This window comes from Microbacterium mangrovi, assembly GCF_000802305.1.
In the GTDB taxonomy this organism is placed as follows: Bacteria; Actinomycetota; Actinomycetes; order Actinomycetales; family Microbacteriaceae; genus Microbacterium; species Microbacterium mangrovi.
In genome coordinates this window covers 14,336-25,401 of the sequence record NZ_JTDK01000001.1, presented here as the reverse complement: position 1 = coordinate 25,401, position 11,066 = coordinate 14,336, and the positions used below count along the sequence as shown (strand labels likewise).

Annotated in this window: 14 protein-coding genes; 3 read left to right on the top strand and 11 right to left on the bottom strand. The window is 73.1% G+C overall.

Features of this window, described 5'->3' with window-relative positions; genetic code table 11:
• Positions 1-80 precede the first annotated feature (80 nt).
• The 10 genes from hemB to LK09_RS00100 are packed head-to-tail and all read right to left on the bottom strand — an operon-like array spanning position 81 to position 7,930.
• A complete protein-coding gene (gene hemB, locus LK09_RS00145; protein ID WP_082007950.1) occupies positions 81-1,064 on the bottom strand; it encodes a porphobilinogen synthase in 984 nt (327 codons plus the stop codon).
• Complete coding sequence (locus LK09_RS00140; RefSeq protein ID WP_039394030.1) at positions 1,061-1,885, bottom strand: uroporphyrinogen-III synthase; 825 nt, start codon at positions 1,883-1,885, stop codon at positions 1,061-1,063. Before LK09_RS00140 ends, hemB begins: the two co-directional genes overlap by 4 nt.
• A complete protein-coding gene (gene hemC, locus LK09_RS00135) occupies positions 1,882-2,925 on the bottom strand; it encodes a hydroxymethylbilane synthase (protein ID WP_039394027.1) in 1,044 nt (347 codons plus the stop codon). The genes LK09_RS00140 and hemC overlap by 4 nt, the downstream gene beginning before the upstream one ends.
• The gene (hemQ, locus tag LK09_RS00130) at positions 2,922-3,575 is read right to left on the bottom strand and encodes a hydrogen peroxide-dependent heme synthase (RefSeq protein WP_039394023.1); all 654 of its coding nucleotides are present in this window, start codon (positions 3,573-3,575) and stop codon (positions 2,922-2,924) included. The genes hemC and hemQ overlap by 4 nt, the downstream gene beginning before the upstream one ends.
• Positions 3,576-3,609: 34 nt before the next feature.
• On the bottom strand, positions 3,610-3,894 hold the full coding sequence (locus LK09_RS00125) for a hypothetical protein (protein WP_039394020.1): 285 nt from the start codon (positions 3,892-3,894) through the stop codon (positions 3,610-3,612).
• Positions 3,884-4,300: a phage holin family protein gene (locus LK09_RS00120; protein WP_039394018.1), complete on the bottom strand. Its 417-nt coding sequence runs from the start codon at positions 4,298-4,300 to the stop codon at positions 3,884-3,886. Before LK09_RS00120 ends, LK09_RS00125 begins: the two co-directional genes overlap by 11 nt.
• A 1-nt stretch (position 4,301) precedes the next feature.
• Complete coding sequence (locus LK09_RS00115; RefSeq protein WP_039394014.1) at positions 4,302-4,679, bottom strand: hypothetical protein; 378 nt, start codon at positions 4,677-4,679, stop codon at positions 4,302-4,304.
• Between the two features lie 58 nt (positions 4,680-4,737).
• The gene (locus LK09_RS00110; protein WP_039394011.1) at positions 4,738-6,312 is read right to left on the bottom strand and encodes a protoporphyrinogen/coproporphyrinogen oxidase; all 1,575 of its coding nucleotides are present in this window, start codon (positions 6,310-6,312) and stop codon (positions 4,738-4,740) included.
• A complete protein-coding gene (gene hemE, locus LK09_RS00105) occupies positions 6,312-7,352 on the bottom strand; it encodes a uroporphyrinogen decarboxylase (RefSeq protein ID WP_039394008.1) in 1,041 nt (346 codons plus the stop codon). Before hemE ends, LK09_RS00110 begins: the two co-directional genes overlap by 1 nt.
• A 38-nt stretch (positions 7,353-7,390) precedes the next feature.
• On the bottom strand, positions 7,391-7,930 hold the full coding sequence (locus LK09_RS00100) for a YbaK/EbsC family protein (protein WP_156138583.1): 540 nt from the start codon (positions 7,928-7,930) through the stop codon (positions 7,391-7,393).
• A 253-nt stretch (positions 7,931-8,183) separates the two neighbouring features.
• Here LK09_RS00100 and LK09_RS00095 point away from each other — a divergent pair, with 253 nt between their 5' ends.
• Genes LK09_RS00095 through LK09_RS00085 form a run of 3 tightly spaced genes read left to right on the top strand, consistent with a single transcriptional unit; the run spans position 8,184 to position 10,475 of the window.
• Positions 8,184-9,434: a glutamyl-tRNA reductase gene (locus tag LK09_RS00095; protein ID WP_039394003.1), complete on the top strand. Its 1,251-nt coding sequence runs from the start codon at positions 8,184-8,186 to the stop codon at positions 9,432-9,434.
• Between the two features lie 5 nt (positions 9,435-9,439).
• Positions 9,440-9,850 carry an NAD(+)--rifampin ADP-ribosyltransferase gene (gene arr / locus LK09_RS00090; protein WP_039393999.1) on the top strand — a complete coding sequence of 137 codons (411 nt, stop codon included), beginning with the start codon at positions 9,440-9,442 and terminating at the stop codon, positions 9,848-9,850.
• Positions 9,851-9,890: 40 nt separating this feature from the next.
• A complete protein-coding gene (locus LK09_RS00085; protein ID WP_039393996.1) occupies positions 9,891-10,475 on the top strand; it encodes an HhH-GPD-type base excision DNA repair protein in 585 nt (194 codons plus the stop codon).
• Between the two features lie 7 nt (positions 10,476-10,482).
• On the opposite strand, the gene LK09_RS21310 is transcribed toward LK09_RS00085, so the two are convergent.
• Positions 10,483-11,040 (bottom strand): hypothetical protein, encoded by a 558-nt coding sequence (locus LK09_RS21310; RefSeq protein ID WP_156138582.1) that lies wholly within the window; start codon positions 11,038-11,040, stop codon positions 10,483-10,485.
• Positions 11,041-11,066: the final 26 nt, after the last annotated feature.

The window sequence follows — 11,066 nt, the reverse complement described above, 5'->3', positions numbered from 1 at the left end:
TCGGTCGTTGAGCGAGGAGCGAAGCGACGAGACGAAACGCACCGTTCGGATGTCCGTGCGTTTCGACTCGCTTCGCTCGCTCAACGACCGGGGGAAAGCCAGCGGGCGGCTTCGGCGGCCCAGTAGGTGAGGATCACGTCGGCACCGGCCCGGCGGATCGCGGTGAGCGACTCGAGGATCGCGCCGCGGCGGTCGATCCAGCCGTTCGCTGCGGCCGCCTCCACCATGGCGTACTCGCCGGACACCTGGTAGGCCCACACCGGCACGTCGACGGATGCCCGCACCTCGGCGAGCACGTCCAGGTACGGCAGCGCCGGCTTGACCATCACGACGTCCGCGCCCTCGTCGACGTCGAGGAGCGCCTCGCGCACCCCCTCGCGCGCGTTGCCGGGATCCATCTGGTAGGTGCGGCGGTCGCCCTTCAGCTGCGAGTCGACGGCCTCGCGGAACGGTCCGTAGAACGCACCCGCGTACTTGGCCGAATAGGCCAGGATCAGCGTGTCGGTGAAGCCCTCGGCATCCAGCGCGGCGCGCACGTGCCCGACCTGGCCGTCCATCATCCCCGACAGGCCCAGCATCGCCGACCCGGCACGCGCCTGCGCGAGCGCCATCGAGGCGTACCGTTCGAGGCTGGCGTCGTTGTCGACCGTGCCGTCCGGCGCGAGCACGCCGCAGTGGCCGTGGTCGGTGAACTCGTCCAGGCACAGGTCGGTCTGCACGACCAGCGCGTCACCGACCTCCTGTGCGAGCGCGGTCGTCGCGAGGTTCAGGATGCCGTTCGGGTCGTCTGCTCCGGAGCCCTGCGCGTCGCGCACCGCGGGCACGCCGAACAGCATCACGCCGCCGACGCCGACCTCCGCGGCATCGGTCGCAGCACGGCGGAGCGAGTCCATCGTGTGCTGCACCACACCCGGCATCGATCCGATCGGCACCGGCTCGGCGAGCCCCTCGCGCACGAACAGCGGCAGCACCAGGCGCCGGGGAACGGCGTCGGTCTCGCTCACGAGACGCCGGACGGCGGGTGATTGGCGCAGGCGACGAGGGCGGTGGACGGGAAAGCTCACGGCTGCTCCTGGGGCGTGAATCTGCTGAGAGCGTCGATCAGCGCATCGATGGTCTGCTGCTCGGCGACCGCATCGATGGGCAGGCCGATGCGCCGGGCGTCCTTCTCGGTGCGCGGGCCGATCGCGGCGATCACGGTCGAATCGGGGATGTCGGGGAACTGGGTGCGGACCTGCTCGGCCACCGACCCGCTCGTCACGAGGATCGCGTTGATGCGCCCGGAGGCCACGTCGTCTGCGATGCGCTCGGTGACCGGCACGCCGACGGTGCGGTACGCCACGACGCTGCGCACCCGGTGGCCGGCCTCGATGAGCCGGCGGGTGAGCACCGGCTTGGCGATCTCGCTGCGCAGGGTCAGGATGTCGCGCGGCTCTGGCTCGGCGGCGATGAGGTCGTCGGCCATGCCGGATGCCGAGTTGTCGCGCGCGGGCACCAGATCGACCCGGTAGCCGACCGCCTGCAGCGCGGCGGCGGTGGTCTCGCCGACCGCCGCGACCTTGGTGTGCGCGGGGATCACCGCGCGGTAGGCGAACAGCACGTCGACCGTGGTCGCCGAGGTCATCGTCAGCCAGTCGAAGCGCCCGGCGGCGAGATCGTTCAGGGCCGCCTCGAGCGTGGGCAGGTCGTCGGTCGGCGCGAAGTTGATGAGCGGCGCGATCACCGGAACGGCGCCCAGGCCGCGCAACGTCGCCGCGACGCTGTCGCCCCACGGGCCGCCGCGCGGAACGAGCACGCGGAAGCCGGCGAGCGGCTTGGGGTCGCCGTCGGACGCGTGGGATCCGGACGCTTCATGTCCGAAGTGCCATCGGGGGGCTGTATTCATGGGGTCGACTCTCGGGGTACCAGGTCGGCCGCCCCTCGATCGAGCAGCCGACGAGCGACGTCGAATCCGGCTTTTCGTGCGCTGATCGGGTTCGCGCCGACGACAGCATCCGCTCCATTGCCACTGCCTTTGTCCTGAGCATACGCCTCCGGCAGGCTGAAGGTCTGGTCCTCCCCGATCCGCCGGCGTCCATCGGACGAATAGACGATGGCCCGGATGCGCAGCGTGTTTGGGCCCACGCGACCGGAGGCTCCGCGCGACGCGCCAGCGGCGCGTGGAGGGGTCGTGGGGACCGTCACCGACGCATGCACGCCGACGGGTGCGGCGCATCCTCCGTCGAGCGCGGCGAGCACCGCCCGCTCGGCGTCGACCGCCGTGCGGGTGTCGGCATCGTCGAGCGCCGCGACGACGCCTTCGAGATCGGACCCCTCGCGCACCTCGACGGCGAGCGAGCCCTGCCCGGGGGCGGTCGGCCACTCGGCCAGTCCCAGCGGTTCGACGTGCAGACCGCCGAGGGGATCGGCATCCCCCAGCCTGTTGAGCCCGGCGGCGGCGAGGATGACGGCATCCAGCTCGGCGTCGCGCACCCGGCCGAGGCGCGAGTCGACGTTGCCGCGCAGGTCGGCGACGCGCACGCGCGGGTTGAACTCGTGCACCTGCGCGACCCGGCGCGGCGATCCCGTCCCGACCGAGCCGTGCAGCTCGGCGAGCGGCGTGCCGTCGCGGGTGATGACCACGTCGCGGGCATCCTGGCGCTGCGGCGTCGCCGCGATCACGAGCCCGGGCGCCGGTGCGGTCGGGAGGTCTTTGAGCGAGTGCACGAGCACGTCGCACTCCCCCGCCAGGAGCGCCTCACGCAGGCGGGTGGCGAACACGCCCCGGCCGCCGAGCGTCGCCAGGGATGCCCGGTTCACGTCGCCCTCGGACGTGATCGGCACCAGCACCACCTCGCGCCCGGAGACGGCGGCGAGGCGGTCGGCGACCTGCTGCGACTGCGCCATCGCGAGAGCGCTGCGACGCGTGCCGAGCCGGATCGTCACTGCAGCACGTCCGCGATCTCATGCACCTCGATACGCCGGCCCGTGTAGAACGGCAGCTCCTCGCGCACGTGCAGCCGCGCCTCGGTGTACCGCAGGTCGCGCATCATGTCGACGAGGTCGGTCAGCTCGTCGGCCTCCATCGGCAGCACCCACTCGTAGTCGCCGAGGGCGAAGGCGGCGACGGTGTTCGCGACGACGTTCGTGAACGCGGCGCCCTTGCGGCCGTGGTCGCGCAGCATCCGGCTGCGGTCCTCTTCGGGAAGCAGGTACCAGTCGTAGCTGCGCACGAAGGGGTACACGGTCAGCCACTGCTTGGGCTCGATCCCACGCAGGAAGCCCGGGACGTGGGCGCGGTTGAACTCGGCGTCGCGGTGCACCCCCATCGCGTTCCAGGTGGGAAGGAGGTTCTTCAGCAGCTCGGTGCGGCGCAGGCGCCGCAGATCGCGCTGCAGCTCCTCGGCGCTTTCGCCGTGGAGCCAGATCATCAGGTCGGCGTCGGCGCGCAGGCCGCTCACGTCGTAGAACCCGCGGATCGTGACCCCGCCGGCCTCGATCAGCTCCGCGATGTCGGCGAGCTCCGTCGGGTCGGACTCGGTGACGGGACGTTCCGGGTCACGGCGCAGCACAGACCAGAGAGTGAAGGCAGTCATGCCCCCAGTCTTGCATCGCGACCTGTGGACGGATTCAGCGCTTGCGGGTGTAGAGGGACACGAAGCCCCACACGGTCCCGCCGACCACGGCGGCGACACCGACCACCACGGCGGCCGCCGCCGCGGGGCTCTGGCCGGCGAGGCGGCGGAACTGCGCCACCTTGTTCTCGGCCGCCACGGCGGCGCGCCGGGGCAGGTTGCCCTTCTCTTCGATCGCCAGCAGCGCCGCCTTGAGCTCGGCGCGGGCGCGCTCGACCGGATCGGTGATGTCGTCCGGGACGGCCGTGCGCGGGATCGGCGCCAGGGAATCAGAAGTCATCGGCCGTGTCCTTCACGTCTTGGATGATCGCGGCGTCCTTCGCCACCGACTGGGCGGGGTTCTCGCGCTTGGCCAGCCGCCGGAAGCGGAGCACGCCCAGCAGCGCGAGCACGCCGACGACGAGCAGCATCACGACGAACACGACGAGCGATGCCAGCCAGGCCGGCCACCACGACGAGAGTCCGATGATGCAGAACGCGCCGAAAGCCGGGATGCTCCAGAAAAGGACGAACAGCGCGCCCATTGTCCAGGCCGCGCCGATCCCGCCGTCCTTGGCGGTGCGCTTGAGCCAGAGCTTGGCCTGATCGATCTCGGCCATGACCAAGGCCTTGACGAGCTCGGGGACCTCGCCGATCAGGGTGAACAGGCTGTCGTCCGCCCGATCCCGATAGCCGCGCGGCGTCATGTCACTTCCCGTCGGTCGCGTCGTCGACCGAGCCGACGCGCTTCTTCACGTCGGCGGCTGCCGCCTCGGCCGCGGCGGCGACGTCGTCGGCCGCGTCCTGGGCGGCGTCGAGTCCGGCATCCAGCCGCTCACCGGGGGTTCTGCTGGAGCCGGTGGTGGCCCTGGTGACCTTCACCGCACTGTTCCACACCGCGGTCGGCAGCGCCATCAGGGCGGACTTGGCGGCATCCTGCACCTTGCCGACCTGCTCCTGCACGGGCGGCAGGTTCCACACCTTCTCGGCCTGGAGCTTGATCTGTTCGTAGCGTTCGCGGCCCGCACGGGTGCCGAGCACGTACCCGACTCCGAGACCGATGACAAGTCCGACTTTGCCCCTCATTGGGGTCTCCTCACCTCGTGTGTCCCCCCAGAGTAGCCCTATATTCCGATTCGGGCATCTATTCCGCCGCACCCTCGGAGCGTCCCCACAGGAGGGCGGCGCGCACCCGGTCGGCCTCCGCCGCGGCATCCGGGACGACCTGGGCGAGCCCGGTGCCGGACAGCCACGCGCCCGCGGCGCCGAGACCGGCGACCCGGGTGATCGCCGCCCGCGCGCGGCCGGTGTATTCGGCCCGCCCGAGCACGGAGGCCGGCTGCGACTGGACGAACCGGGCGCGATGGAGTCCGCGGACGGCACCGAGATCGACCCCGAGCAGGGCGGATGCCTCGGACGCCGCGAGCCGGGCGGCCGCCTCGTCGTCGAGTCCCTCCGTGGCGGGCGCCTCGCCCTGGGCGCCGAACGACACGCGCACGACGTGCGCGCCGCCGGCGGCGGCCCGGACCCACTCCCACTTCGCGGTGGAGTGGGTGAGCGCCTTCGCGGTGTGGGAGCCGGGGACGGTGAGCACGCCGGTGCCGCGGGGAGCGGCATCCAGCGCGGGCGCGTCCACGACCAGCGTGACGATCTCCACCACGGGCGGCACGGTCGGGGCCGCCGTCGGCAGGGCCGCGTGCGGGGCGAGCAGCTGCCGGGCGACCGCCTCCGGGGTGGCGACGATCACGGCGTCGAACGGCTGCTCCGCCACGGTTCGCGGGAGAATCGCGTCGGATTCGGATGCCTCGGGCTCGGGGATCCGAATCTCGGCCGATTCTCCGATTTCGGCGCTGGGGGCGGCGGCGGGAACCACCCGCCACTTCTCGCCGTCGCGCTCCAGGGCGGCGACCGGCGCCGCGGTGCGCAGGTCGACCTCGAGGGCCTCGAGCCGCGCGCGGATCGCCTCGACGAGCCGGAACATGCCGCCCTCGATGCCCTCCACCGCCGACCCCGGCGCCTTGGCGCCCTTGGCCGCGGCACCGGCGCGCAGGTTGCCCACGGCGCCCGACAGCGACCCGGCGCGGGTCAGCGCGGCGGAGAGTCCCGGCGCGGCGAGCTCCACGTCGATGTCGTCAGGGCGGGCCGAGTACACCCCGCTGGTCACCGGGGCCACGAGCTTGTCGAGCACGGCCTCCCCCATGCGTCCGCGCACCAGGTGCCCGAGGCTCCGGTCGACGCCGATCGTCAGAGGCGGACGCAGCCGGTCGAGGTACGCGCGCCAGGCCCCCTTGCGGCCGATGATGCGCACCACGGCCGGATCCCACGGGTTGGCCGGGATGCCGAGCACGCCGCCGGTCGGGAGGGGCGCGGCATCCGGACCCTTGCCGTCGGCGGCGAGGCCGGCGACCCACGCGCCGCCCGCGGACGGGGTGACGACCGCGTCGCCGAGTCCGAGTTCGTCGACGAGCGCGCGCACGGTGCCGCCGCGGGTCGCGTAACTCTCCGCACCGACGTCGACCGTCACCCCGGCGACGACGGCCGAGCGCACCGTTCCGCCGAGGTGGTCGTCGGCCTCGAACACCGTCACCGACAGCCCGACCTTCGCGAACTCGAGGGCCGCGACGAGCCCCGCCATCCCGCCGCCGATCACGGCGACGCGGGTTTCGTGCACGCGCGCGGTGAGCCCCTCGAGGTCGGGCAGGCCCTCGACACCGGTCATCAGCGCAGCTCCTTCACGAACTCGACGATGCGGGTGAGCACCGTCGGGTCGGCCTCGGGCGGAACGCCGTGGCCCAGGTTGACGATGTGCGCCCGGGCCGCGCGCCCGCGCTCGACGACGTCGCGCACGTGCGCCTCCAGCACCGGCCACGGCGCCTGGAGGAGAGCCGGATCGACGTTGCCCTGCAGCGTGACGCCGGAGCCGAGGATGCCGGCGGCCGTGTCGAGCGGGGTGCGCCAGTCGATGCCGACGCCGGCGGCGACACCGCCGAGCGTCATGTCGGTCAGGAGGTGCGCGGTGCCGACCCCGAAGTGGATCGCGGGGACGGTCGCGCCCTCGAGCGCACGGCGCGAATGCGGGGCGACGAACGCGCGGTAGTCGGCCGCCGACAGCGAGCCCGCCCACGAGTCGAACAGCTGCACCGCGGATGCCCCGGCCTCGGTCTGCGCGGTGAGGAACCGCCGCGACACCTCGGCGAGCCACCCGGCCAGCCGGTGCCAGGCCGCCGGGTCGGCGTGCATCATGGCGCGGGCGCGCAGGTGCTCCTTGCTGGGACCGCCCTCGACGAGGTACGCGGCCAGGGTGAACGGCGCCCCCGCGAAGCCGATCACCGGTGTGCCGGTCGCGGCGAGTTCGGATGCCACCAGGCGCACCGCGTCCCGCACCGGCGCCGCGTTCGCCGCCACGACGTCGGGGTCGATCGCGGTGACCCGGGCGACGTCGGCCGCGGTGCGCACCGGGTTCTCGAAGACGGGCCCCCGACCGGGCTCGATCTCGACCGCGATGCCGGCCAGTCGCAGCGGGATGACGATGTCGCTGAAGAACACCGCGGCATCCACCCGGTGCCGGCGCACCGGCTGCAGGGTGATCTCGGCGGCGAGGTCGGGGGTGAGGCAGGCATCCAGCATGCGCGTGCCGACGCGCAGCTCGCGGTACTCGGGCAGCGACCGCCCGGCCTGCCGCATGAACCACACCGGCGGGCGGGTTCCGCGCTCCCCATGCAGGGCGCGGACGAGCAGGGAATCAGCGGGGTGAGGCATGCTCCGATTCTCGCACTGACCGGCTGCGGGGCCGCCGCTCAGCGGCCGAGCCCCTCGATCACCTCCGCGCCGGGGAGGGCCGCCAGCACGTGACCCGGGGCGAACAGCTTCGCGCCGCGGATGCCGGCCCCGATGACCACTCCGGGAGAGGCGGCCACGGCGGCATCCACCAGGATCGGCCAGTCGGCCGGGAGACCGAGCGGGGTGATGCCCCCGTACTCCATGCCGGTGAGTTCGACGGCCTCGTCCATCGGGGCGAACGACACCGATCGCACGTCCAGGCGCCTGCGCACCACGCCGTTCACGTCGGCGCGGGTGGTGGGAAGCACCAGGCACGCGGCGTAGCGGACGATCCCGGCCCGTTTGCCCTTGACGACGACGCAATTGGCCCCGTCGGCCGGGTCGACGCCGTAGGCCTCGCAGAACGCCGCCGTGTCGGCCAGTCCGGCGTCGATCGCGGCGACGCCGACGAGTGCGGCATCCGGCATCCCGGCCACCGCCCTGGCGACCGGTGCGGCGACGAGGTCCGGCCGGTCGGTCACGGGCACGGGGGCGAGGGTTCCGGCGAAGGTCCACATGGTCGCGAGCATACGACCCGCCGCGTCGCCGGCGGAGGAGATCCCACGAGCGGAGGACCGACACGCCGCCCGGCATCCTCCCCCGACGTCATCCCCTCCCCTCACGACGACCCCACCCGCCGTCGGCGGCGGAGGAGATCCCACGAGCGGAGGAACGACACGCCGCCCGGCATCCTCCCCCGACGTCATCCCCTCACGACGGCCCCACCCGCCTCCGCAGGGGGCCCTCAGAGAGGAGGCGTAAAATGCCTGCGTGCTTCTGTGCGTGTCCGCGAGTCACAAGACCGCTTCCTTCGAGCTGCTCGAGCAGCTCAGTGCGCACACGTCCGCGCTCGGACCGGCGATCGTGGCGCAGGGCGAGCCCGTCCAGGGCGCCGTCGTCGTCTCGACGTGCAACCGGTTCGAGGCGTACGTCGACATGGCCGAGCCGCTCACCCCCGGAGCCGGCGTCGAGGCGACGCTGCAGGCGATCGGGCAGGCGACCGGAGTGCCGGCCTCGTCGTTCGACGGGTCGTACCGCGTGGTCGAGGGCAACGACGTCGCCCAGCACCTGTTCTCGGTGGCCTCCGGCCTGGAGTCGGTCGTCGTCGGCGAAGGCGAGATCGCGGGCCAGGTGCGCCGCGCGCTCAAGACCGCCCGCCACGAAGGCACCACGACTCCCGAGCTGGAGCGTCTGTTCCAGCGCGCGTCCGAGACGCAGCGCGGCGTGAAGAACGCCACCGCGCTCGGCCGCGCCGGCCGTTCGCTGGTGCGCCTGTCGCTCGAACTCGCCGACAGTCGCGTCGCCGACTGGACCGCCCTGCGCGTGCTGCTGGTCGGCACCGGATCGTACGCCGCGGCGACCCTCGCCGCGCTGCGCGACCACGGCGCCCGCGACATCACCGTCTTCTCGCCGTCGGGCCGGGGCGAGCGGTTCGCCCTCAAGCACCAGATCGCAGTGTCGACCGACCTTCGGGATGCCGTGGCATCCGCCGACCTCGTCATCACCTGCACGTCCGACCTCGCGATCACCGCCGACGTGATCGGCAAGCGGGCCCCCGGCCTCATCATCGACCTCGGCATGCCGCGCAACGTCGACCCGGCCGTCGCCGCGAAGGGCGTCGCCCTGCTCGACCTGGAGCTCATCCGCCTGCATGCCCCGCTCGATGAGCTGCAGGCGACGGATGCCGCCCGCCAGGTGGTGCTGGATGCCGCCCGCCGGTTCACCGTGCTCGGCGAGCACCGCAACGTCGCCCCCGCCGTCGTGGCCCTGCGCCGCCACGTGTTCGGGGTGCTGGACGCCGAGATCGACCGCGCCCGCGGAAAGGGCGACGACGGACGCATCGAGCAGGCCCTCCGCCACATGGTCGGCGTGCTGCTGCACACCCCGAGCGTGCGCGCACAGGAACTCGCCGAGCAGGGTCACGCCGACCGCTTCACCGACGCGATCGCGACGCTGTTCGGCGCCGTCCCCGACGAGGACGCCGAATCCGACGAGGGCTCGGACACCGCGGCATCCGCCTGACGCCGATGAGTGCGACGCTCGACGACGGTCCGTTCTTCCACGGCACCAAGGCCGATCTGCGCCCGGGCGACCTCCTCACCGCGGGCTTCCGGTCGAACTACCGGCCCGAGATCGTGATGAACCACATCTACTTCACGGCGCTGCCCGACGGCGCCGGGCTCGCGGCGGAGCTCGCCGCGGGCGACGCCGAACCACGCGTCTACCGCGTCGAGCCGACCGGCGCATTCGAGAACGACCCGAACGTCACCGACAAGAAGTTCCCCGGCAACCCGACCCGCTCATACCGCAGCACGGAGCCGCTGCGCGTCGTCGCCGAGGTCGACGACTGGACCCGTCTCGCCCCGGAGGCGCTGCAGGCCTGGCGGGAGCGCCTCGCCGCCATCCGCGCGGACGAGCGCGGCGAGATCATCAACTAGCGCCTCCCGGTCCCGGCATCCGGCCTGAGACACTGGAGACATGTCGCTCCACATCACCGCCGACCCGGCCGCCGACGAACTGCTCACCGAAGACCCGCTGGCTCTGCTCATCGGGATGCTGCTGGACCAGCAGGTCGCCATGGAGACCGCGTTCGCCGGGCCGCTGAAGATCCGGGAGCGCGTCGGCTCGGTGGATGCCGCGACGATCGCCGGCTACGACCCCGACGAGTTCGCCGCCGCGTTCAAGACGCCGCCGGCCGTGCACCGGTTCCCGGGGTCGATGGCCGCACGCGTGCAGGCGCTGTGCCAGTCGCTCGTCGACGAGTGGGGTGGGGATGCCTCGGCCCTGTGGACCGAGCCGGATACCGCAGGGTCCGCCCCCGACGGCGCGACCGTGCTGAAGCGCCTCAAGGCACTGCCCGGTTTCGGAGAGCAGAAGGCGAAGATCTTCCTGGCGCTGCTCGGCAAGCAGTGCGGATTCGACGGAGCCGGCTGGCGGGAGGCATCCGCCCCGTACGGCGAGGAGGGCTCGTTCCGCAGCGTCGCCGACATCGTCTCGCCCGAGTCGCTCACCCTCGTCCGCGAGCACAAGCGCGCGATGAAGGCCGCCGCCAAGTCGGCGTGACCGGCCGCTAGGGCTGCGGCGGCCCCGCCTTGCGGCGCCGGGCGGCCACGACGATCGCGGTGGTCGCGCCGCCGGCGATCAGGATGCCGAGCACCCACCACACCCACGGCGATTCGGCGGCGGCGTTCTGCTCCGCGATCGCGGTCGGCGACGGCGACGGGGTGGAGCTCGCGGTCGGCGTCGGGCTCGGCGTGGGCGTCTCGGTCGGGGTCGCGGTCGGCGTGGGTGATGCCGGCGTCGGGACCGGAACCACCGGAGCCGGCGCCGTCGGGGTCGGTGTCGGGGTGCGCGTCGGCAGCACGGCGGTGCGGGTCGGCGTCGGTGTCGGTTCCGGTGTCGGGGTCGGTGTGCGCGTCGGCAGGATCGGCGTGCGCGTCGGCGTCGGGATCGGCGTGCGCGTCGGCAGGGTCACCGTCGGCGAGGCCGTGGGCAGCTGAACGGTGGGCGAGCCGGTCGGCAGCCCACCGCCGCCGCTGCATGCCGCCAGGCCGACGGCGAGGACGAGCCCGGCGATCGCGACCCCGATGGCGCGGGGACGACGGCGTGGCCGGTGGGGCGAAGTCATGGCGGGCCTTCCGCGGTCGGGCCGAT